This window comes from Geomonas edaphica, from assembly GCF_004917075.1.
Classification (GTDB): Bacteria; Desulfobacterota; Desulfuromonadia; order Geobacterales; family Geobacteraceae; genus Geomonas; species Geomonas edaphica.
In genome coordinates, this window is the sequence record NZ_SSYB01000001.1 from 356,333 (window position 1) to 378,916 (window position 22,584).

Genomic DNA, 22,584 nt, shown 5'->3' on the forward strand with positions numbered 1-22,584 from the left:
ACAATTAGATGATGTTGCGTGCAAAGTTGCTAGAAAAAAGTAGTTGACATAAAGTTTTTGAGGGGATATACACAAGTCTACAAAAACGACAGGGTAATAGATGATATCTAAAAAGACGAAATACGGCCTCAAAGCTCTTATCTACCTTGCACGTCAGTATGAGCAGGGACCGATCCTGATCTCAGATTTAGCGCGTGACGAGAACATCCCGAAAAAGTTTTTGGAAACCATCCTGCTCGCCTTGAAGAATAGTGGCATCCTGCAGAGCCGGAAAGGGAAGGGGGGCGGGTACTACTTGGGCAGGTCACCCCGACAAATCACTGTGGGGCAGGCGATCCGAGTGATGGAAGGCCCGCTGGCGCCGGTTCCTTGCGTCAGTGAAACTGCATACGCCAAGTGCACTGAGTGTGGCAACGAGAATACCTGTGGCATTCGACTAGTCATGAAGGACGTACGTGATGCCATCGCGCAGATCGTTGACAACACTACTCTGGCTGATGTGCTGGAGCGTATAGGACAGGCGGAATTAGCCGAAAAGAACGTCGTAGATTTCAGCATCTAGTAAACCCCTTTTTTTTGGCTTTAAAATCTACTAAATCTGTAGACTAACACAACTAGGAGGATGTCATGAGAAAACAGATCCGCACCGCACTTGCCACGCTGCTGGTAGCAGCAATGCCCCTCACCGCTTTCGCGGCACAGGAGTTCCTCAACGTCTCTTACGACCCAACTCGGGAGCTGTACCAGGACTACAACAAGGCTTTCGCCAAGAGGTGGAAGCAGGATGTGACCTTCAAGCAGTCCCATGGCGGCTCCGGCAAACAGGCCAGGGCCGTTATCGACGGCCTGGAGGCGGATGTCGTGACACTGGCACTTGCCTACGACATCGATGAAATCCACGGTAAAGCGAAGCTCATTCCCGAGAATTGGCAGAAGCGACTGCCGAACAACAGCTCCCCTTACACCTCCACCATCGTCTTCCTTGTGCGCAAGGGAAACCCCAAGAAGATAAAGGACTGGAATGACCTCGTGAAGCCCGGCGTCGCGGTGATCACCCCCAATCCCAAGACCTCCGGCGGCGCCCGCTGGAACTACCTGGCCGCCTGGGCCTACGCCTTGAAACAGAAGGGGGGCAACGAGGCGAAGGCGAAACAGTTCGTTGGAGATCTCTTCAAGCATGTGCCGGTGCTCGATTCAGGTGCACGTGGCGCCACCACGACCTTCGTGCAGCGCGGCCAGGGCGACGTGCTCCTCGCTTGGGAGAACGAGGCCTTCCTCGCGGTGAACGAACTGGGCAAGGACAAATTCGAGATCGTGGTTCCCTCGCTGAGTATCCTCGCTGAACCGCCGGTTGCCGTTGTGGACAAGGTGGTCGACAAGAAGGGGACCAGGAAACTTGCCGAGGAGTATCTGAAATATCTCTACTCGACGGAAGGGCAGGAGATAGCTGCCAAGCATTATTATCGTCCGCGTGACAAGAAGGTTGCTGCGAAGTACGCCAAAGTTTTCCCCAAGGTGAAGCTGGTGACCATTGATGATACCTTCGGCGGCTGGCGCAAGGCCCAGAAGACCCATTTCGCCGATGGCGGGGTATTCGACCAGATCTACAGCGCAAAGTAGTGTGTGCTGCATTAAGCTAATCGGTCCTGGAGGGAGCATGAAAGCCATACCCGAAAAATCTGGCCAATGGAGTAAGGAGCTTGAGCAGAGAATCCGTCTTGCACTCCAGGACCTCCGCTTCGGGACGGTGACCCTTGTTGTCCAGGACGGCAAAGTCATCCAACTCGACAAGAACGAGAAGATCAGGATTTAGTAAGTTGTCAGCATGAAGCGGCGGCCCCCGAGGGGCGGCCGCAGGAGTTACATTAATTCCCTACACAAACCTGTCGCCGACCAGACAAACTGGAGGCCAGGCCATAACCGGATGCACGGTCATGCCTGGCCTTTTTTGTTGGCGCAGACATTCCCAGAGGAGAAAGCACCCATGTCCAAGCAGCGATTTCTGTTCACCTCCGAGTCCGTCACCGAGGGGCACCCCGACAAGCTGGCGGATCAGGTTTCTGACGCCATCCTCGACGCCCTGCTGGCCCAGGATCCTCACTCCCGCGTCGCCTGCGAGACCAGCGTCACCACGGGGCTCGTACTGCTGTTCGGAGAGGTCTCCAGTGCTGCGCACGTTAATTTTGCCCGTATCGCCCGGGACACCATCGCCCGGGTCGGCTACACCGACGCCAAGTACGGTCTGGACGCGGAACATGCCGCCGTCCTAGTGTCCCTGGGCCAGCAGTCGGCAGACATTGCCCAAGGGGTGAACGTCGCGCTGGAGCAGAGGAAGGGTGAGGAGCACGACGGCTACCTGGACTCCGTTGGGGCAGGGGACCAAGGTATGGTGTTTGGTTTCGCCACCGATGAGACCCCCGAATACCTTCCTACCAGCATCGCTCTGGCACACAAGCTGGCTAGGCGGCTTGCCGAGGCGCGCAAGTCCGGTGAGATCCCCTACCTGCGCCCTGACGGCAAGACCCAGGTGACCGTGGAGTACGAGGGAGACGTTCCGGTCCGGGTGGACACGGTGGTGATCTCGGCACAGCACGACCCGGAGATTGACCTCAAACAGATCCGAGCCGACCTGATCGCCAAGGTCATTGGGCCGGTGATACCAGACACGCTGCTCGATGCCGGTACCCGCATCTTCGTCAATCCGACCGGTCGTTTCGTGACCGGCGGCCCTCACGGCGACGCTGGCCTTACCGGCAGAAAGATCATCGTGGACAGCTACGGCGGCTTCTCGCGTCACGGCGGGGGAGCCTTCTCCGGCAAAGATTCCACCAAGGTGGACCGCTCCGGCGCCTACGCGGCCCGCTACGTGGCCAAGAACCTTGTTGCGGCGGGGCTGGCGAAAAAGGTTGAGGTACAGATCGCCTACGCCATCGGCGTGGCCCGCCCGGTGTCCATCTTCGTTGACAGCTTCGGCACCGGTTCCTTGGCCAACGAGGAATTAGCAGGTCTGATCGCGTGCCACTTCGACCTGAGGCCTGCCGCGATCATCGAACAGCTCGATCTCAGGCGCCCTATCTACCGCGACACCGCGGCCTACGGCCATTTCGGCAGGGTGGATCTCGATCTTCCTTGGGAACGGACTGACAAGGCGGAGACATTGCGCCAAGCGGCACGCGAAGTGGCGATCAATTGAATCGAAGGAGGCATGGCATGTCAGTAACCATCCCGAAAGAGGCTGCGCAACTTCTCAAGGATCCAGAAACGGTCAAGGTGCTTGCCACGGTCGACGAGGCGGGCTTCCCGCACCTTGCTGTCAAGCAGTCCCTCTACCTGGACGAGTCGGAACGGCTCGTCTACACGGAGCTGCTGGAGTCCTCACGTACGAACCGCAACTTGGTACGGAGCAGCTGGTTCGGCGACACCGTCTCGGTCCTCGTGAGCGGTCCGGAGGGGCGAAGCTTCCTGGTTAAGGGGAGGCCGGTGAAGACCCTCATCGCCGGTCCGGTTTTCCGCTCGCATTACAAAGAGATACGATGTGGATGTCGCGGCGGTCTGGATCATCGAGCCTGAAGAGGTGAGTGACGGCAGTTTTAAAAACAGCAGCAGGGAAGGAGGCCTCGGGCTTTCCCTGTTTCAACCACCTGGCCCGGCTGGCGAGGAACCCGGGGCGGCCGCCTAGGCGTATGTTCAGCAAACACAGCAATCGATAGAGGACGTCATGGCACGTGTAAATGTCGTAATTAAAATGGACGGACCACTCAGCCGCCTAGAGGTGATCGAGAAGTACCCCGAGATCCCGCCGCTGGTTATCCTGAAGGCCGATGTGCAGCGGCGCGGCGTCTACTACAGCGATGCGGCACTGGCTGAGCTGGATCTGGACCTGCATGCCATCACCGGACCCACATCTTTGGGACGCGTGACGGCAGGATCGCAGCGAGGCCGGTGCTCTTCAGCACCGTCGAACGGCGCACCGTGCTGCGCTGGGGCATGAAACTGTGAAAGGAGGCGCAACATGGCCGGACAGCATCTCGTCATCGTAGGGAAAAGAGGCGTAGGAAGGTCAACCGTAGCGGCCAACGTGAGCGCTGCACTGGCGGAGGCTGGACGCCGGGTCCTGCTCATCGGGTACGACAACCACAGGAGCTCCGCGTGCAACCTGGCGGGAGGCAGCGAACTGAAGGCGCTTCCGGCCTGGCGGCACGGGGAGGAGCCTCCCCTATACGCACGCGGCTACCGTGGGGCCCTCTGCCTGGAAACTGGGGGGAGCGTGGCGGACGACGAAACAGCGCAGGCGGCTCTTTTGGACCATCCCCTGATCGAGGCTTATCGGCCGGAGTTCGTGCTGCATGACGTAGCCTGGGAGCCTGGAAGCAGCTTCCGGCTGCCGGCTGGGATTGACGGCGTGGCCAGTGTCCTGGTGGTCACCTCTGCCGACCGTTGCGCACTGCAGGCGGTGAACCGGCTCTTCGGCTGGCTCAACACGGTCGCCGCCGCCAACACCAGGCTGGCGGGCGTGGTGGCCAACAACCTGACGGGGCCGCTGCAGGAGGCCATCGTGTCCGATTTCGCAGGACAATCCGGGGGGGCTGTCACGGCGACCATCCCGCACTCCGTCATGGTTTTGGTAAGCGACTTCTATTGCCAGACTCTTCTCGAGTCCGCGCCCTTCTCGCACGTCACCTACGCCTACCGCAAGCTGGCGAAAAACCTGGTCGAGGCGGCAACGCAGCGCCGTCCCAGGCAGCTTGACGACGACGCCATGAAAAAGTGGTACGGGAAGTGGGGTGACATCATCGCCGAGCTCGAGACTGGCGTGGTGACCGGCGGACTCGGGATCTAGACAAGGAGGATGCCAAGATGGCACCCATTTACGACAGCCTTACCGAGCTCATCGGATCAACGCCACTGCTGCGTCTTAACCGTTTCGCATCCGGTTTCGGGGCGGAAGTCCTGGCCAAACTGGAAGCATTCAACCCTGGAGGGAGCGTCAAGGACCGTATCGGCTACGGCATGCTCATCGAGGCCGAGGAGCAGGGACTCATCAACCATGATACCGTCATCATCGAGCCGACCAGCGGCAACACGGGCATCGCGCTCGCCATGGTGGCGGCGGCGCGCGGATACCGGTTGGTGCTCACCATGCCCGATTCGATGAGCGTCGAGCGCCGCAATCTGCTCAAGGCCTACGGGGCCGAACTGATACTTACTCCGGGGGCGCAGGGGATGAAGGGCCCGATGGAGGCAGCCCAGGAACTTGCGGCCCGCATCCCCAATTCCTTCGTGCCTTCGCAGTTCAAGAACAAGGCGAACGCGGCCATCCATCGCGCTACCACCGCCGAGGAGATCTGGCAAGACACGGACCGGAAGGTGGACATCGTGGTGGGAGGGGTGGGGACCGGCGGCACTCTCACCGGCGTCGGAGAGGAATTGAAGGCTCGCAACCCTAAGGTAAAGATCATCGCGGTGGAGCCCTTGGAGTCCCCGGTACTCTCCGGTGGCCTGCCGGGCCCGCACAGCATCCAGGGGATCGGCTCCGGGTTCATCCCCGAGTTGCTGAACATGAAGATAATCGACGAAATCTTGAGGGTGAGGTCGGGTGAGGCCATCGAGGCTAGCCGGCGGCTAGCCAGGATGGAGGGAGTTTTGGCCGGCATCTCAGGAGGCGCCGCTGCCCATGCCGCCTGCCTGATCGCGGAACGCCCGGAGAACCGCGGCAAACGCATCGTGGTGGTGCTGCCGGACACCGGTGAGCGCTACTTGTCCACGCCGCTCTTCGCCATTCAGGAAAAAGGCCTATGAATATCCTAGTAAAACTATAGAATAGTAAGTTGACATTTCCTGATTCTTGCAGTAGTGTACATGTCACCACTTTAAGGTTGTTACTTTACGGCAAAGGTCGTGAAAATGCGCGGTCGTCCGCGGTCAAGGCATAATTCTAAGGAGGAAACATGAACTGGAAAACTGTGTTGGTTACCGCTGCCGCCGCGGTGGCACTGGCGAGCGGTGTCGCATTGGCGGGGAAACCCGTGCTGAAGGTGGGAACCGAAGGGGTGTACGCTCCCTTCACCTTCAAGGACAAGAATGGCAAGCTGACCGGCTACGACATAGAGGTGCTGCGCGAAGCGGGCAAGAAGGTCGGCTTTGAGGTCAACTACGTCCCCACTCCTTGGGACAGCATGTTCCTCGGTCTCGAATCCAAGAAGTTCGATGTCATCGCCAACCAGATCAGCAAGAACCCGCAGCGTGAAAAGAAATTCCTCTTCTCCGATAACAGCTACCTCATCTCCGGGGCGCAGTTGATCGTTCGCGGCGACAAGCAGAACTTGAAGAGCCTCGAAGACCTGCGCGGCCTCAAGGTGGGAACCGGCGCCGGGAGCAACTACTCCAAGATCCTGGAAGAGGCCAACAAGAACAAGCAGTTCGAGATCAAGTATTATGACGGCAACTTCACCACCGTACTGCAGGATATCGTGACCGGACGCCTCGACGCGACCATCAACGACCGCCTCACCGTCGGCTATAACATCAAGCAACTCAAGCTGAACGTGAAACCGGTCGGCAAGCCGGTGGACCTGGTGCCGAGCTACTTCGTATTCCGTCAGGACGCCGACGGGCAGAAGCTGAAGAAGCTGGTGGACGACGGCCTCAAGGCGCTCAAGAAAGACGGCACTCTCGCGAAGCTCTCGATAAAGTGGTTCGGCGCTGACTACACGAAATAGCGGGAAATCGACATGCCACCGTTTCTAGACTTCGCCTTCATGCGGGAGATTCTGCCGGCAATTCTCGAGGTTCTCCCGATTACGCTGGAACTGACAGCTGTCTCCATGGCGATTGCGCTCTGCATCGGGTTGGTCGCCGCACTGGTGCGCTTCTTCCGGATCCCACTGCTCAGCCAGGGGGCGACCTTCTATATCTCTTTTATCCGGGGAACACCGCTGCTGGTGCAGATGTACCTTGCCTACTACGGCATCCCCAAGACGCTTGAGTACCTCGCCGTACAGGGGATATTCCAGCTTGATGTGAGCAGCATACCCGCCATCGTCTTCGTCTACTTCTCGCTTGCGCTCAACGTGGGTGCCTACCTGTCGGAGACTATCAGGGCGGCCATAGAGGCGGTGGACAGAGGGCAAATGGAGGCTGCAGTATCGACCGGGATGGGGCGATGGCAGGGGATGCGCTGGGTGATTCTTCCCCAGGCGTTCACCATCGCGCTGCCCAATCTCGGGAACACGCTGATCAGCCTGCTGAAGGACACTTCGCTTGCTTTCATGGTGTCCGTTGTCGAGATAATGGGAGCCGCTAAGCTCGAAGGAGCGCGGACATTGCAGTTTTTCGAGGTGTATATCGTCGTAGCCTTGGTGTACTGGACGATCTGCTTCTTGATAGAGCAGGTGCTGACGCTGTTGGAGTCGAGACTCAAACAGTCGCGACTACGCGGAGCGGCAGCCTAGGCGTCAACCTTCAGGCTATAGATGGTGCATCACAACGTGCCGGACTGACTGGAAAACCAGAGGTCAAGGGTAATCTCCCTTGGCCTTTTTTCGTTGTCTGACGACAGAACACAGGAGGGAACAGCTTATGGGCAACATCTATGGAGACAACTCTTTATCGATCGGCAACACCCCGCTGGTGCAACTGAACCACGTAACGGGCGAGGCCAAGGCCACGGTGCTGGCAAAGATCGAGGGGCGCAACCCCGCCTACTCGGTAAAGTGCCGCATCGGCGCCAACCTGATCTGGGACGCCGAGAAGCGCGGCGTGCTGAAGCCGGGCGTCGAGATCGTGGAACCGACCTCAGGAAACACCGGCATTGCCCTCGCCTACGTGGCCGCGGCCAGAGGCTACAAGCTCACCCTCACCATGCCCGACACCATGAGCATCGAGCGGCGCCGCGTGCTGGCTGCCCTGGGCGCGCACCTGATCCTCACCCCCGGTGCGGAAGGGATGAAGGGGGCAATCAAGAAGGCGGAAGAGATCGCAGCTTCGGAGCCGAGTCGTTACTTTATACCACAACAGTTCAAGAACCAGGCGAACCCCGCCATTCACGAAACGACGACCGGCCCGGAGATCTGGAACGATTCAGACGGCGGCGTCGATGTGTTGGTGGCCGGGGTAGGAACCGGCGGGACCATCACCGGGGTCTCCCGCTACCTGAAGCAGACCAGGCAGAAGCAGATTGTGTCCGTGGCAGTGGAGCCCCAGGAGAGTCCGGTCATCAGCCAGACTCTGGCGGGTGAGGAGCTGAAACCGGGACCGCACAAGATCCAGGGCATCGGCGCGGGCTTCATCCCCGACACCCTCGATCTGTCTCTGGTGGACCGGGTGGAGCAGGTGACTAGCGAGGAGGCCCTTGAGTTCGCCAAACGGCTCGCCAGGGAAGAGGGGCTTCTGGTCGGCATCTCCTCAGGCGCCGCGGCCGCGGCTGCCGTGCGCCTGGCACAGCGCGAGGAATTCGCCGGCAAGACCATCGTGGTGGTCTTCCCCGACGGAGCCGAGCGCTACCTGTCCACCGCGCTCTTCGAGGGAATCTGATGGGCGCGCAGAGTCTCGAGCCATGGAATCCGGAACTGGAGCAGATCGTGAGGGAGCTGCTCGCCACTGTTCGCTTCGGGACGCTCACCTTGGTGGTCCAGGACGGGCGAGTTATCCAGGTGGACCGTAACGAGAAGTACCGTCTCAACAAGCCCGGTCACATCGACGGCAGCGGCATCTGAAAGGCCTTACTTGTTGAACTGCGGGGCGTATATAGGACTGAGGGCGCAGGCCGAAGCGGTCAAGGATTAGGACAACACACACAGAAAAGGAGCTAACGAAATGTCCGGTAAGAAAGTGAAAACCATCGCCATCTATGGCAAGGGTGGCATTGGCAAATCCACCACCACCTCCAACATCAGCGCTGCCCTCGCCGCCTCCGGCCTTAAGGTAATGCAGATCGGTTGCGACCCGAAAAGCGACTCTACCACCACCCTGCGCGGCGGCGGCTACATCCCAACCATCCTCGACACCCTGCGCGAGAAAAAGAATGTGAAGATGGACGAGGTCATCTTTCGCGGTTTCGGCGGCATCTACTGTGTCGAGGCGGGCGGACCCGCCCCGGGCGTGGGGTGCGCAGGACGCGGCATCATCACTTCGGTTGAGCTGTTGAAACAGCTGCGAGTCTTCGAGGAACTCGAACTGGACATCGTGGTCTACGACGTTCTGGGCGACGTCGTCTGCGGTGGCTTTGCCGTCCCGGTGCGCGAGGGTATCGCAGACCATGTCTTCACAGTCTCCTCTTCGGACTTCATGGCGGTCTATGCTGCCAACAACCTGTTCAAGGGGATCCAGAAGTACTCCAACAACGGGGGGGCGCTCCTGGGCGGCGTCATCGCCAACTCTATGAACTCGGACTACCACAAGGCGATCATTGACGACTTCGTGGCAAATACCCAGACCCAGGTGGTCGAGTACGTTCCCCGATCAGTCACGGTGACCCAGTCTGAGCTGCAGGGAAAAACGACCATCGAGGCCTTTCCGGATTCGGAGCAGGCAAAGGTGTATCGCGCCCTCGCCGAGCGGATTTACAACCATACCGACTCTAAGGTGCCCACCCCGCTGAACGACAAGCAGCTGCACGAGTGGGCTCTCAAGTGGGCCGACACCCTGCTGGCAATCGAGACCGGCGAGGTGAGAAGCAGCGGTGCCAGCATATAGAAGGACACAGGCGACGCAACTAAGGGAGGGGGCATGGCAAGTTCAAGGACCAGAGAAAGGGTGGCCCAGGGGCATCCCTGTTTTGGCGGGAACCGCCACAAGAACGGACGGATCCATCTCGCCGTGGCGCCGCGGTGCAACATAACCTGCGGCTACTGCGACCGCAGGCATGACTGTGCTAACGAAACGCGTCCCGGTGTGACCAGCAGGCTGCTCACCCCGATCGAGGCGCTGGCACAGGTGCGGGACGTTATGGCCCGCACTGACTACGGTTCCCTCATTAAGGTGATCGGCATCGCCGGGCCTGGTGACCCTCTGGCCAACGAGGAGACCTTTGAGACCTTTAGGCTGGTCCAGCAGGAGTATCCGGAATTGCTCTTCTGCCTGAGTAGCAATGGTCTATTGCTCCCTGACCGGATCGGGGAACTCGCAGACATCAACCTGCACAGCCTTACCGTCACCATCAATGCGGTGGATCCCGGGGTGGGGGCGCATATTTACCGGCAGGTCCGCTACCGTGGCCGCATCACGACCGGCAGGGAAGGGGCCGGGATCCTTATTCGCAACCAATTCGAGGGGGTTCGGCTCGCGGCGGAGCGCGGGATAGTCGTCAAAGTGAACACGGTGCTCATCCCGGGGACCAACGAAGGACAGATCCCGCTAATCGCCGAGAAGGTTAGTAAGGCCGGAGCCTTCTTGATGAACGTGATGCCCATCATTCCGCAGGCGGCCTTCGCCCACGTGCCCCCACCGACAGCGGATCAACTGGAGCAGATCCGCCAAGCCAACGAAGGAACCATCGCGCAGTTTCGCGGCTGTCAGCAATGCCGCGCGGACGCCATCGGACTCATCGGCGGCTGCGCAGATAATAAAGCGGCAGTGAAGGAACACGTCAGAAGGAGCGGACAATGGTGAAGGTGGCGGTTGCTACGACAGATGGACTTACCATCAACGAACATTTCGGGCAGGCACGCGAGTTCCGCCTGTACCGGGTTGAGGAGGACGGCAGCTATGAACTATTTGAAGTTCGGCCGATCGCAAATGCCCCTCGTGACAACGCTCGCGTCCACACGGCGGAGACGACTGTGGAACAGCTGGCGGACGTAAACGTGGTCCTCGTAAGCCAGATCGGACCACATGCCGCAGGGAGCCTCGCCAGGCGCGGTATAAAGTCGTTCACTGTAAAGGGGGGCATCGACAGGGCCTTAAGTGCCTACGGCAAGCGGCACAAGCTGCTCGATCTGGAGAGTGCGGGGGGGACCGGATGCCGGCCCCGGGGCGGCTCCTGCGGCTGCTCGCAGAGGGGGGGCAAATGAGTGCCTCCTTCAAGGAAACCATGTCGTCGAAAGAGCGCACCGTCGCGGCGCTGACCGGCAAGCCTTTCGACCGGATACCGGTCAACCTCCTGATCAGCGATCATGCCGCGCGCGTCATCGGCGTGACCGTGGGGGAGTACAACAACTCCGCCCGGTTGCTCGCCAAGGGGCAGATCGCCGCCTGGCGCCGTTACGGCGCGGACAACGTCAACACCGGCCCGGGGCTTACCGGCGTCGCCGAGGCGATAGGAAGTAAGGTCGCCTTCCCGGACAGTACGCCCTACATCGCGGAGAATGTCGTGGTCCACGAGTCGCTGCTCGACACGCTGCGTATCCCCGATCCGGAACGTGACGGGCGGCTGCCGCTCTTTCTCGACGCGGCGACGCTGGTGCTCAAGGAGATCGGCGACCAGGTGCCGCTGGGGATGACCTGCGCCGGTCCCTTCACCACCGCCGCCGGCATCCGCGGCACCGAGCGTTTCTTGAGAGACCTGCGCAAGAACCCGGCGTTCGCGCACCGCCTGCTGCAACACTCCACCGCGAGCATCATCCGTTTCGCCAAGGCGGCGCTGGAGCGGGGCGCGCGGATCGGTCTTGCCGATCCGACCGCCTCCGGGACCATGATATCGTCGGCGCTTTTCAAGGAGTTCGCGCTTCCCTACCTTAAGGAGGTATGCGCTGCCGTCAAGCAGGAATGCGGCGCAGCCCCGTCCCTCCACATCTGCGGCAACACCACGAAGATCTGGCAGGAGATGACTGATACCGGTGCCTCGGTGTTGAGTCTCGACGACGCAGTCGATCTCGCCGAGGCCAAGCACCAGGTCGGGGAGTGGGTGGCGCTTCTGGGCAACGTCCGGCCCAGCGCCGCCATGTACCTCGGTACTCCGGAGGACGTTACCCGTAACGCCAGGGAATGTCTCGCCAAAGGGTGTGACAACCCGAAGGGGTACATTCTCGGCTTGGGGTGCGGCCTTCCCATCGACACACCGCCCGCCAACATCGATGCCCTGGTCGCCGCCGCCAGGAACTATGGACGCTGGCCCCTGGACCCGTCGCTCTGGGCAGAGGCGAGCGCGGCATAGAAGGGGAGATGGCAGCTGAAATGACATCTTTGGAGTGCGTGCGCTCTGAAACGGACCCGACCCGGATCATCGCCTGCGAGGTGATGAAGGAGGAACTGCTGGCGGTCCCGCTGCACAGGGAGGTCGAGTTCGAATTCGTCTCGATGGGGCTGCACCGCTGGCCGGACAAGATGCGCGAGGAACTGCGCCGGTTCCTGGCGGAGACCGACGGAGTGCGGCGGGTGGTGCTGGCCTTCGGGTTGTGCGGCGGCGCCGTTTCCGGACTTGCCGCAGCGTCGGCCGAACTCCATATCCCGCGGGCACACGACTGCATCCCCGTCCTGCTTGGCTCCAGCTACTCACACGAATCGCTGCTGCAGGAGGAAAAGGGGACCTTTTTCCTGTCCGGCGGCTGGCTGGAGGCGTCAGAGCTAGGGATCTCCCCGGCCGTACCAGCTAAACTGACCTCAACCAATTCCCGGAGTTCCTGGCTTTTACCGAGGTGCTCCTCTTAGGTTCCTGCAATTCCTTGCCCTCCAATGGCGCTTTACTTCTCACGATTTCTCTTTCCTTTTGCTGACCTCTGTGCTGGTGAATATGTCTTTTGTTACTATACCAAATCAGTAGATTTTTTTGTTGACAATGATGATGGAGTAATGATAAACATTAGTCCACCAATTCGATGGAATTATTATTCTAAACCTAAGGGCGCAGCGTGGCCGGCCATTAGGAAGCCTGGCGGTAGTGCAGCAGGGAGGGACACATGGCCTGGTCGAGCGGAAAAAATAACGTCTTACCAGGCTTCACTCCGGCGCTTGGTTACACCATCTTTTACCTGAGCCTTATCGTGCTCATTCCCCTTTCCGCGCTCTTCTTCAAGACCGCCACCCTCACCTGGGACGGATTCGTCGCGGCGGTGACCGCTCCGCGTGTGCTCGCCTCCTACCGGGTCACCTTTGGCGCGTCGCTCGCCGCGGCGGTCATCAACGCCTTCGCTGGGGTGCTGGTAGCCTGGGTGCTGGTCCGCTACCGTTTTCCGGGCAAAAAGCTGATCGACGCTCTGGTGGACCTCCCGTTCGCGCTGCCTACCGCAGTCGCCGGCATTACCTTGGCCAGCATCTACTCACAAAACGGCTGGCTCGGGCGATACCTTGAGCCGCACGGCATCAAGGTTGCCTTTACGCCGCTCGGCATCGCCGTCGCTATGGTCTTCATTGGCCTCCCCTTCGTTGTGCGGACGGTTCAGCCGGTACTGGAGGAACTGGACCAGGAGATCGAGGAGGCCGCTTCCTGCCTCGGGGCCAACCGATGGCAGACCTTTCGCCGGGTGCTTTTGCCCACCATGCTCCCCGCGATCCTAACCGGCTTCGCCTTGGCTTTCGCCCGCGCCGTCGGCGAGTACGGCTCCATCATCTTCATCGCCGGCAACATGCCGATGGTTTCCGAGATCACGCCGCTGCTCATCATCACCAAGCTGGAGCAGTACGACTACGCCGGGGCCACTGCCATTGCCACGGTCATGCTGGTGGTCTCCTTTTTCATGCTCTTGTGCATCAACCTCTTGCAGAAGTGGAGCAGGCGTTTTGCTGAATAGGGGCGATCACCCGGGAGGAATCGATGATGCAGGTAGGTAAGATGACACAAAGATGGGAAGGGAAGGGCGCAGTCACGGAACCGACGTGGGTGCGTTACTTGCTGGTTACCGCGGCGCTCGCTTTCCTGGCGCTCTTTCTCCTGATGCCGCTGGCCGCGGTCTTCGTGCAGGCCCTCGATAAGGGGTGGGAGGCCTACCTCGAGGCTCTCAAGGAGCCGGACACCATCTCGGCAATCCGCCTCACCCTGATCACGGCGGCGGTCTGTGTTCCGCTGAACCTCTTCTTCGGTATTGTTGCCTCGTGGGCCATCGCCAAATTCAGCTTTCGCGGCAAGAGTTTCCTGATCACGCTGATCGACCTCCCTTTTTCGGTCTCTCCCGTGGTGTCGGGTCTCATTTACGTACTGATCTTCGGCCTGCAGGGATGGCTCGGCCCTTGGCTGCAGACGCATGACATCAAGATCATTTTCGCAATTCCGGGCATCATTCTCGCCACGGTGTTCGTCACCTTCCCGTTCGTCGCCCGGGAGCTGATCCCGCTCATGGAGTCGCAGGGGCGCGAGGAGGAGGAAGCGGCCTTGACCTTGGGGGCAAGCGGCCTGCAGACCTTCTTCCGGGTCACCTTTCCTAACATCAAGTGGGGCATCCTCTACGGCGTTATCCTGTGCAACGCGAGGGCGATGGGGGAGTTCGGCGCGGTCTCGGTCGTCTCCGGCCACGTGCGCGGTTCGACCAACACCATTCCGCTCCAGGTGGAGATCCTTTACAACGAGTACAACTACGCGGCGGCCTTCGCCGTCGCCTCCCTGCTGGCCCTGCTTGCCCTGGTGACGCTCGCCATCAAAACGGTGTCCGAGTGGAAGATGCAGCAGTCGATTTCAGTCGCGGGAAAAGAAAGGTAGAGCCATGAGCATCGATATCGAGGGGATCAGCAAGACATTTGGCGGGTTCGTTGCCCTAGACAACGTGAGCCTGAAGGTTCCTTCCGGGGAATTAGTGGCGCTGCTCGGGCCATCCGGCTCGGGGAAGACTTCTCTTTTGCGCATCATCGCCGGACTAGAGACGCCTGACAGCGGCAGGATCCTCTTCGACGGTAAAGAGGCGACCAAGCGCCAAGTGCAGGAGCGCCAGGTCGGTTTCGTGTTCCAGCACTACGCCCTGTTCCGGCACATGACCGTGTTCGACAACATCGCTTTCGGCCTCACGGTCAAGCCCAAGAAGATCCGCCCCGGCAAGCAGGAAATCCGCGACAAGGTCAACAAACTGCTCAAACTGATCCAGTTGGAAAACCTTGCCGACCGCTATCCGGCGCAGCTCTCCGGCGGCCAGAGGCAGCGCGTGGCGCTGGCCCGGGCCCTCGCCGTCGAGCCGCAGGTGCTCCTCCTGGACGAGCCCTTCGGTGCCCTGGACGCCAAGGTCAGGCTGGAACTGCGCCGCTGGCTCAGGCGCCTGCACGACGAAATCCACGTCACCAGTGTCTTCGTGACCCATGACCAGGAGGAAGCGCTCGAGGTCGCGGACCGCATCGTGGTGATGAACCACGGGCGCATTGAGCAGCAGGGGACGCCGTCCGAGGTCTACGACCACCCGGCGACGCCGTTTGTCTACGACTTCCTGGGCAGCGTCAACCTCTTCCACGGCAGGGTGCACGAAGGGACGGCGCAGATGGGTGGCATCAACCTGTCGTCGCCGGAATACGCTTTGGCCAACGACGCACCCGCGGTGGGCTACGTCCGCTCGCACGACATCGCCATCGAGCGCCAAGCGGGCGACCCGGGTGCCATCAAGGCCGAGGTGCGCTACCTTCTCTCCGTCGGTCCACTGGTCCGGGTGGACCTGTTACTCCCCGACGGCAACCGGACCATCGAGGTCGATCTGACCAGAGAAGAGGCTGAACGGTTGCAACTCAGCATCGGCGAGCAGGTGTTCGCGCGGCCGCGAAAGATGCGGGTGTTCGTGGATGACTACCAGATCTGACGCCGGTTCTCTTGCATAACAGTATTAGTCTACAAAAGTTATGGGCTAACTGGAAATATACTTGACTTGTGCCTTTGCAGGCGCTATGATCGGCCCCAACATTTTGGAACAGCTCCCATGGGGTGCTCTTCCATCCCCAAATAAACTGGTTGACCAGACAAACTGGAGGCCAAGGTTCGCGATTCCGTAAGGAGTTGCCACCTTGGCCTTTTTTATTTTCCGAATCGGAAACGGAGGTGCGGCGTGGAACTGAGAGTGGCCTTGGCAACCAGTGATGGAACGTCGGTGGACCTGCACTTCGGGCGCGCCGACCGTTTTGCCATCTACCGGCTGGTCGATGACGGGTGGGAACACCTGGAGGACAGGCTCAATCAACCGGCCTGTGCGGGAGGGGAGCACGCCGACGGCCAGCTCGAACAGACCGCCGAGGTCATCTCCGATTGCCGGGGCGTCGCCGTGGCACTGATCGGTGTTACCGCCATGGATGTCCTTCTCTCGCGGCGCATCATCCCGTTTGTTCTGGAACTTCCCGTGGCAGAAGCCCTTGGCACCCTGCGGAAATCGAAGCTGCTAACCAGAAACATCAACCAATAAAGGAGGCTGTATGTCCAGAATCGCCAACAGTATCACCGACCTCATCGGGAGAACGCCCCTGTTGCGCCTCTCCGCACGCCAGTCCGGCGGCAACGCGGAACTGGTCGCCAAGCTGGAATCCTTCAATCCCGGAGGCTCGGTCAAGGACCGTATCGGCTTCGCCATGATAAAGGCCGCCGAGGAGCAGGGGCTGATCAACAAGGACACGGTGATCATCGAGCCGACCAGCGGTAACACCGGCATCGCCCTCGCCTATGTCGCGGCTGCCAAAGGATACCGGCTCATCCTCACCATGCCCGACACCATGAGCATCGAGCGCCGCAACCTCTTGAAGGCCTACGGCGCCGAACTGGTGCTCACCCCCGGTGCCAAAGGGATGAAGGGGGCCATCGAGAAGGCGACCGAACTCGCAGCGGCGACCCCCAACTCCTTCGTGCCGCAGCAGTTCAACAACGGCGCCAACCCCGCCATCCACCGCGCCACCACCGCCGAGGAGATCTGGGAGGACACCGCCGGAAGGGTGGACATCATCGTCGCAGGTGTCGGGACCGGCGGCACCATCACCGGAGTGGGCGAGGTGCTCAAGGAAAGAAACCCCGCCATCAAGGTGGTCGCCGTCGAGCCGCTTGACTCCCCGGTGCTCTCAGGTGGCACACCGGCGCCCCACAAGCTCCAGGGAATCGGTGCCGGCTTCGTACCCGCCGTCCTCAACACCCAGGTCTACGACGAGGTCTACAAGGTGAAGAACGAAGAGGCGTTCGAGACTGCACGCGCCCTGGCGCGCGAGGAGGGGCTGCTGGTCGGCATCTCCGCGGGAGCCGCGGCCTTCGCCGCACGCCAGGTGGCAAGGCGTCCGGAGAACCAGGGCAAACTGATCGTTGTCGTCCTCCCCGACACCGGTGAGCGCTACCTCTCCACCGCCCTGTTCCAGGATGCCTGATCACGTAACAAAATAACCGAGCCGGAGATACCAACATGCACGAGATAGCTCTACACAACGTCACCTTTTCCTACGGAAGCCAGATCGTTCTGGAGGAGATCAACTTCACCGCGTACGCCGGTGAGTTCGTCTGTCTCCTGGGCCCCTCCGGTTGTGGCAAGAGCACGCTGTTGCGGCTGCTGGCAGGTTTGGGGCAACCGACCTCCGGCCGCCTCACCCTTGACGGCAGCCCCATAACCGGCCCCGGCCTCGACCGTGGGGTCGTGTTCCAGGACTACAGCCTGTTCCCCTGGATGACCACCGGGCAGAACGTGGTCCTGGCGCTGAACCAGGCGTTCCCGGGTAAATCGAAGGCGGAGCAGGCCGAGACCGCCCAGGCCTACCTGGAAATGGTGGGATTGAGCGACGTGTTCGACAAGCTCCCCGGCGCTCTTTCCGGCGGCATGCGCCAGAGGGCCGCCATCGCCCGGGCCTTCGCCATCAACTCGCCGGTCCTTCTGATGGACGAACCGTTCGGGGCGCTCGACGCCATCACCCGCGCGCGCCTGCAGGATCTGCTTTTACAGCTGTGGCAGCACAACGCGCGGGAACGCAAGACAGTCTTCTTCGTGACGCACGACGTGGAGGAGGCGATCCTGCTCGCCAACCGCGTGGTCGTGATGGGGCTCAACCCCGGGGCGGTGCGTGGCGTCTTCGAGGTGGACATCCCGCGTCCCCGCCAGCGCCAAGACCTTTACAGCGACCCCGCTTTCACCAAGCTGCGGGACCAGTTGATCCGCGAACTCAACGCGGACGTGCTCCAGGAACTGGACGGCGGCCGCACGGTGCAAAGCGCCGGCGAGGCGATCTGAGCATGCGGCGCCTCTTCTCATATGTGGTCCTGGCAGCGCTCGCGCTGATTGCACTCGCGGTTAAGCCGGCACCTGCCCATGCTGAGGTGGTCCGGCTGGGGTGCCTGGATGAGACCGGCAGCGCCCTGGTTCTTCTGGCCGATGCCGCGGCGATCTTCAGGGAAGAGGGGGTAGAAGTCAAGCCGGTGCGCTTCAACAGCAGCGCCAGCGGGCTGGCCGCCCTCGCCGCGGGTAAGCTGGACGTCGGGGCCTTCGCCGTCGGCGAGACCTTGAAGGCGATAGCCAGGGGCGACCGGATCAGGATCATCGCGGGCGGCGGCAGCGAAAGCTCCGGATCGCTTCTCGATGAGGTGGATGCGTCAGCCCGCCAGGAGCGCGAGGAGCGCGGCATCGTGGTGATGACCGCTGAACGCCCCGGGGCGCCCGACAAGGAGACACTGGGCAAGTTGGTCAGCGCGCTCATAAAAGCCGACCTGCTGCTGCAGAGCCAGCCAGTCCGTGCCTGGAGCAGCATCGCGCGGCAGCGACCAGGTAGAGGCAGCGATTTCCGCTTCGATCCCGATCCCGATTACTGGCGTCTGGCCAGCATCTGGAAGCGGCTCGACCTGCAGGCCCCCGGCATGGCGCGCAGCTTTCTTGCCGACCACGTCTACGACGAGATCTACTGTGACGCCCTCCATGACCTGAGAGAAGGGGAGGGGGAGTCCAACCCCGTACTGAAAAAGCTGGCTGAAAAGGCGGTCTGTCCCCCCGACTGCTGCCCGACCGGCAAAAAGAAACGCACCGACAAAGGAGGTTCGCAATGAAAAGGATTTTTGCAGTGGTACTCATGATCGCCCTGCTGGCCGGCAGCGCCTACGGCGCGGCCCTGCCCAAGCTGAGGGTGGGGTACGTGCCGGAACCGGCCCACGGACTCTACTTCGTGGCCAAGGAAAAAGGGTTCTTCAAGGAAGAGGGGGTGGACGTCGACCTATACCAGTTCGGCAGCGCGGCCGAAGGCATGGCGGCGCTCAAGGCCGAGAAGCTCGACGTTGGCACCTTCGGCACAACGGCGCCCTTGGTCTTTATCAGCAAGGGGAGCGAGTTCACCTTCATCGGCGGCATGATGATCGGCGGACAGGCCATCATCACCCGTCCCGAGCGGCTCGCAGAGCTTTCCGGCAAGGACCTGAAGGTCTACAAGGGGAAAAAGATCGGCCTGGTCAAGCTCTCCACCGGCGACGTCATCTTCAAGGGTGCCCTGAAGAAGGCCGGGATCGACTACAAGAAGGACGTGAACTTCGTCGAGTTCGGCAGCGTCGCGGCGGTAGTCGAGGCGGTCAAGAAGGGGGCGGTCGATGCCGGGCTGGTATTCCCGCCGCACTTTTCACTGGCGGAAAAGAACCACGGCCTCAAGGTCGCCCACTACATCGAGGATTTCTATCCCGACTACACCTGCTGCCGCATCGTAGCACCCACGGCCCAGGTGAAGGCGAATCCCGACACCTACCGGCGCTTCCTCGCGGGGCTGATCCGCGCCTACCGCTTCTACAAGACCAACCCCGACGAGACGGTGAAGATCTACACCCGCGCGCTGAAGATCGACGAGGACATCATCCGCAACGAGACCTACGTGAAACGGGTGGCCGAATCGAACCCGGACCCTCTCAGGAAGGGGATCCTCGACTTCTGGCAGCACATTCGGGACGCGGGCTACATCACCCATGACTACCCGATCGATCAACACATCAACACGACGCTATACAAGCAGGCGCTCGACTCGATCGTGAAGCGTGAGCCCAAGGACAAGGTGTACCAGCAGATGCTGGCCTTCTACAAAAAGAACAACTGATACGCGCCAGCCGGCGCACAAGGAGCCATACCATGAAACGCATCTTTACCATCATCCTCTCACTGGCGCTGCTCGCGCTGGGTGGTGTGACCGCGGGGGCCGCTGAGCTGCACAAGCTCAAGGTGGGACATCTCCCCACCTCCGGACACCTGCTCTACTTCGTCGCCAAGGAAAAAGGGTTCTTTCAGCAGGAAGGTCTCGACGTGGAACTGTTCCGCTTCACCAACTCCGGCGAGGGGCTGACCGCCATCAAGAGCGGCAAGCTCGACATCGGCTCCTTCGGCACCTCGGCGCCGCTCGCCTTCATCGCCAACGGAGCCGACTTCACCATCTTCGGCGGCCAGATGGGGGAAGGGCACGCCCTGATCGCGAAGCCAGAGAACGCGGCACGCTTCAGGGATCTCAAGAATTACCGCGGGGCCACCATCGGCGCCATCCGTCTCGCCACCGGCGATGTTGTCTTTCGCGCGGCACTGCACCAGGCCGGGCTTGACTGGCGCAAGGACCTGACCATCAAGGAGTTCGACTCGCCGGCGGCGGTGCAGGAGGCGGTGAAAAAGGGCGCGGTAGACGCCGGCCTCACCTGGATCCCTTACTACACGATGGCCGAGAAGCAGGGGCTCGCGGTGGTGAAATACTCCGGCGACGTAATCAAGTCGCACACCTGCTGCCGCCAGGTGGCCCTGACCTCAACGGTCAAGGCGCGCCAGGCCGATTTCGAGAAGTTCATGGTCGCGCTTTTGAAGGCGTACCGCTTCTACCAGGGGAACCACAAGGAAACCGTGGACATCGTGGCCAAGTACGTCCAGGTCGACAAGGCGGACCTAAACAAGGACATCTACGGTGGGCACCTGCTGGTGAGCCCGGACCCGCACAAGGAGAGCGTGGTGCAGTTCTGGGATTTCATGAAGAAGGCCGATTTCATCAAGTCCAGGGACGCCATAGAGCCACACATCAACACGGCCCTTTACGCACAGGCCCTGACGGACCTCTCCAGGCGCGAGCCCAAGGAGAAGCTCTGGGCCAGCCTGGACCGGGATTTCCGTGACGGGGACCCGACCCTGCACATCAAAAAACACTGAGGTTGCCATGGAAGCTGTCCTATCAGCGGGAGCCCGTCTTCAGCGGGCCAGCATTGCCAGACGCCTGATCCTCTCCCCGGCGAGCGTCGTTTTCGTCCTGCTCCTTGCGGAACTGTTCTGGCCGGTACCGGGCGAGGCATATCCCGCTTACCTACTTGCCCTGACCGCCGCGGTGGAGCTGGTTTACCTGGTGCGCCTGAGCCTGGTGCGTCGCGATAAGGGCGTGGCGGCCGCCGGGGACGTCGCCGCCATCATCTTCGGAGTCCTGCTGGCTTGGCACCTCTGCACCACCCGCTTCGTGCTCCTGGACAAGATGCTTTTCCCGAAGCCGGAACCGGTGCTGCGTCTGTTCGTGAGCGAACTCCCGGACATGCTGAAGGGGCTCGTCAACTCCCTGATCCTGCTGGTGAGCGGCTACCTGATCGCGCTTGCCACCGCCATCCCTTTAGGACTTCTGGTCGGCTGGCGCATGCGGCTCTTCAACGCGGTACACCCCTTTACCAAGGTGCTCGGCCCGATCCCGCCTATCGTGTACATCCCCTACGCGATAGCGCTCCTGCCGAGCTTCAGAGCCGCCTCGATTTTCGTCATCTTCATCGGCGCCTTCTGGCCGGTGTTCATCAACACGGTGAACGGGGTCTTCAATATACACAAGGGGCTCCTCGATTCGGCGCGGGTGCTGAGCCTTTCCGAGCGGACCCTGCTCTTCAGGGTGATCCTTCCCGGGGCAATGCCGTCCATCTGCACCGGCGCCACCTTGGGCCTCGTCTTTGCCCTGGTGCTTCTGACCGCCGCCGAACTCATCGGCGCCAACTCGGGCATCGGCTGGTACGTGAAGAACTTCGCGGACTTCGCTGATTACAAGCGCGTGGTGGTCGGCATCATCTTCATCAGCATCGTCGTTACCGTCATCACCTGGGGCACTGAGCGCCTGGAGCGCCGCCTGCTGCGCTGGCGCAACTGAACAAGCTACAAGGAGTGCACATGAGTAACAACAACGGGGTCAAGAGCTGCAGCGACTGCGGCACCCTCAATTGCTACAAACTGAATGCCAGCTTCCCCAAGGGGTGCCTCACCATGGGACTGGACCAAGAGGACCTGGCCGAGGCGGTCGAACTCTATCGCAACGACCCGTTGGTCTCCAAAATATCCTGCTCCGCCGCCGAGGTGGAGGGGACCTACTACGGCCAACTGACGCGGGTCGAGGAGATCGCCGCATTCGCACGCCGCGCCGGTATCACCAAAATCGGGATCGCGAGCTGCGTCGGCCTGGCCGCCGAGGCCCGCACCTTCGCCAAGTTCCTCGAGTCGCAGGGAATTGCCTCCTACAGCGTCCTTTGCAAGGTCGGTGCGGTGGAAAAGACCGAGACCGGCATCCCGAAGGAGCACAAGATCGACCCTGATGCACACGAGTCGATGTGCAACCCCGTCCTGCAGGCGCGGCTTCTGGCCAAACAGGATACCGAGCTGAATGTGGTGGTGGGGCTCTGCGTCGGGCACGACTCCCTCTTCATCAAGTACTCGCAGGCGCCGGTCACCTACCTGGTGGTGAAGGATCGCGTGCTGGCCCATAACCCCGTCGGCGCCCTTTATACCGGCGGGACCTACTACAAGAAACTCTTCGATGGGAAGCTGCGCTGACCTT

The 22,584-nt window shown here is 61.1% G+C and carries 28 protein-coding genes; all 28 read left to right on the top strand.

What is annotated here, in order from left to right:
* Nucleotides 1-100 precede the first annotated feature (100 nt).
* The gene (locus tag E8K79_RS01500) at nt 101-562 is read left to right on the top strand and encodes an RrF2 family transcriptional regulator (RefSeq protein ID WP_136513161.1); all 462 of its coding nucleotides are present in this window, start codon (nt 101-103) and stop codon (nt 560-562) included.
* 65 nt (nt 563-627) lie between these two features.
* A complete protein-coding gene (locus E8K79_RS01505) occupies nt 628-1,620 on the top strand; it encodes a sulfate ABC transporter substrate-binding protein (RefSeq protein ID WP_136513162.1) in 993 nt (330 codons plus the stop codon).
* 37 nt (nt 1,621-1,657) lie between these two features.
* Nucleotides 1,658-1,813: a YezD family protein gene (locus E8K79_RS01510; RefSeq protein ID WP_136513163.1), complete on the top strand. Its 156-nt coding sequence runs from the start codon at nt 1,658-1,660 to the stop codon at nt 1,811-1,813.
* Nucleotides 1,814-1,984: 171 nt separating this feature from the next.
* Nucleotides 1,985-3,193, top strand: coding sequence for a methionine adenosyltransferase (metK, locus tag E8K79_RS01515; protein WP_136513164.1), 1,209 nt, complete (start codon nt 1,985-1,987; stop codon nt 3,191-3,193).
* 17 nt (nt 3,194-3,210) lie between these two features.
* A complete protein-coding gene (locus E8K79_RS01520; protein ID WP_136513165.1) occupies nt 3,211-3,570 on the top strand; it encodes a pyridoxamine 5'-phosphate oxidase family protein in 360 nt (119 codons plus the stop codon).
* Between the two features lie 148 nt (nt 3,571-3,718).
* On the top strand, nt 3,719-3,991 hold the full coding sequence (locus E8K79_RS01525; protein WP_136513166.1) for a hypothetical protein: 273 nt from the start codon (nt 3,719-3,721) through the stop codon (nt 3,989-3,991).
* Between the two features lie 21 nt (nt 3,992-4,012).
* Complete coding sequence (locus E8K79_RS01530; protein WP_136513167.1) at nt 4,013-4,840, top strand: nucleotide-binding protein; 828 nt, start codon at nt 4,013-4,015, stop codon at nt 4,838-4,840.
* A 17-nt stretch (nt 4,841-4,857) separates the two neighbouring features.
* A complete protein-coding gene (gene cysK / locus E8K79_RS01535) occupies nt 4,858-5,799 on the top strand; it encodes a cysteine synthase A (protein WP_136513168.1) in 942 nt (313 codons plus the stop codon).
* Nucleotides 5,800-5,948: 149 nt separating this feature from the next.
* Nucleotides 5,949-6,719, top strand: coding sequence for a transporter substrate-binding domain-containing protein (locus E8K79_RS01540; RefSeq protein WP_136513169.1), 771 nt, complete (start codon nt 5,949-5,951; stop codon nt 6,717-6,719).
* A gap of 12 nt (nt 6,720-6,731) precedes the next feature.
* Complete coding sequence (locus E8K79_RS01545; RefSeq protein WP_136513170.1) at nt 6,732-7,451, top strand: amino acid ABC transporter permease; 720 nt, start codon at nt 6,732-6,734, stop codon at nt 7,449-7,451.
* Between the two features lie 127 nt (nt 7,452-7,578).
* Nucleotides 7,579-8,532, top strand: a complete 954-nt coding sequence (gene cysK, locus E8K79_RS01550) for a cysteine synthase A (RefSeq protein WP_136513171.1) — start codon at nt 7,579-7,581, stop codon at nt 8,530-8,532.
* Nucleotides 8,532-8,714, top strand: a complete 183-nt coding sequence (locus E8K79_RS01555; protein ID WP_136513172.1) for a YezD family protein — start codon at nt 8,532-8,534, stop codon at nt 8,712-8,714. The genes cysK (E8K79_RS01550) and E8K79_RS01555 overlap by 1 nt, the downstream gene beginning before the upstream one ends.
* A 100-nt stretch (nt 8,715-8,814) precedes the next feature.
* Nucleotides 8,815-9,693 (top strand): nitrogenase iron protein, encoded by an 879-nt coding sequence (gene nifH, locus E8K79_RS01560; RefSeq protein WP_136513173.1) that lies wholly within the window; start codon nt 8,815-8,817, stop codon nt 9,691-9,693.
* 33 nt (nt 9,694-9,726) lie between these two features.
* The gene (locus tag E8K79_RS01565; RefSeq protein WP_136513174.1) at nt 9,727-10,608 is read left to right on the top strand and encodes a radical SAM protein; all 882 of its coding nucleotides are present in this window, start codon (nt 9,727-9,729) and stop codon (nt 10,606-10,608) included.
* Entirely contained in the window at nt 10,602-11,009 is a 408-nt protein-coding gene (locus tag E8K79_RS01570; protein ID WP_136513175.1) for a NifB/NifX family molybdenum-iron cluster-binding protein, read from the top strand. The genes E8K79_RS01565 and E8K79_RS01570 overlap by 7 nt, the downstream gene beginning before the upstream one ends.
* Complete coding sequence (locus E8K79_RS01575; RefSeq protein ID WP_136513176.1) at nt 11,006-12,091, top strand: uroporphyrinogen decarboxylase family protein; 1,086 nt, start codon at nt 11,006-11,008, stop codon at nt 12,089-12,091. The genes E8K79_RS01570 and E8K79_RS01575 overlap by 4 nt, the downstream gene beginning before the upstream one ends.
* Nucleotides 12,092-12,099: 8 nt before the next feature.
* Nucleotides 12,100-12,585 carry a DUF1638 domain-containing protein gene (locus E8K79_RS01580; protein WP_136513177.1) on the top strand — a complete coding sequence of 162 codons (486 nt, stop codon included), beginning with the start codon at nt 12,100-12,102 and terminating at the stop codon, nt 12,583-12,585.
* Between the two features lie 248 nt (nt 12,586-12,833).
* Nucleotides 12,834-13,664 (top strand): sulfate ABC transporter permease subunit CysT, encoded by an 831-nt coding sequence (gene cysT, locus E8K79_RS01585; RefSeq protein ID WP_136513178.1) that lies wholly within the window; start codon nt 12,834-12,836, stop codon nt 13,662-13,664.
* Nucleotides 13,665-13,687: 23 nt separating this feature from the next.
* The gene (gene cysW / locus E8K79_RS01590; RefSeq protein ID WP_407925467.1) at nt 13,688-14,566 is read left to right on the top strand and encodes a sulfate ABC transporter permease subunit CysW; all 879 of its coding nucleotides are present in this window, start codon (nt 13,688-13,690) and stop codon (nt 14,564-14,566) included.
* Between the two features lie 4 nt (nt 14,567-14,570).
* Complete coding sequence (locus E8K79_RS01595) at nt 14,571-15,641, top strand: sulfate/molybdate ABC transporter ATP-binding protein (protein ID WP_136513180.1); 1,071 nt, start codon at nt 14,571-14,573, stop codon at nt 15,639-15,641.
* A 243-nt stretch (nt 15,642-15,884) separates the two neighbouring features.
* Nucleotides 15,885-16,235 carry a NifB/NifX family molybdenum-iron cluster-binding protein gene (locus E8K79_RS01600; protein ID WP_162604581.1) on the top strand — a complete coding sequence of 117 codons (351 nt, stop codon included), beginning with the start codon at nt 15,885-15,887 and terminating at the stop codon, nt 16,233-16,235.
* 10 nt (nt 16,236-16,245) lie between these two features.
* Nucleotides 16,246-17,175, top strand: coding sequence for a cysteine synthase A (gene cysK / locus E8K79_RS01605; protein WP_136513182.1), 930 nt, complete (start codon nt 16,246-16,248; stop codon nt 17,173-17,175).
* Between the two features lie 35 nt (nt 17,176-17,210).
* Nucleotides 17,211-18,026, top strand: coding sequence for an ABC transporter ATP-binding protein (locus tag E8K79_RS01610; RefSeq protein ID WP_136513183.1), 816 nt, complete (start codon nt 17,211-17,213; stop codon nt 18,024-18,026).
* Between the two features lie 2 nt (nt 18,027-18,028).
* On the top strand, nt 18,029-18,832 hold the full coding sequence (locus tag E8K79_RS01615) for an ABC transporter substrate-binding protein (protein WP_136513184.1): 804 nt from the start codon (nt 18,029-18,031) through the stop codon (nt 18,830-18,832).
* Entirely contained in the window at nt 18,829-19,857 is a 1,029-nt protein-coding gene (locus E8K79_RS01620) for an ABC transporter substrate-binding protein (RefSeq protein ID WP_136513185.1), read from the top strand. Before E8K79_RS01615 ends, E8K79_RS01620 begins: the two co-directional genes overlap by 4 nt.
* 32 nt (nt 19,858-19,889) lie before the next feature.
* On the top strand, nt 19,890-20,939 hold the full coding sequence (locus E8K79_RS01625; RefSeq protein ID WP_136513186.1) for an ABC transporter substrate-binding protein: 1,050 nt from the start codon (nt 19,890-19,892) through the stop codon (nt 20,937-20,939).
* A 7-nt stretch (nt 20,940-20,946) separates the two neighbouring features.
* On the top strand, nt 20,947-21,903 hold the full coding sequence (locus tag E8K79_RS01630; RefSeq protein ID WP_136513187.1) for an ABC transporter permease: 957 nt from the start codon (nt 20,947-20,949) through the stop codon (nt 21,901-21,903).
* A gap of 20 nt (nt 21,904-21,923) precedes the next feature.
* Nucleotides 21,924-22,580 (top strand): DUF1847 domain-containing protein, encoded by a 657-nt coding sequence (locus tag E8K79_RS01635; protein WP_136513188.1) that lies wholly within the window; start codon nt 21,924-21,926, stop codon nt 22,578-22,580.
* The last annotated feature ends 4 nt before the right edge of the window (nt 22,581-22,584 follow it).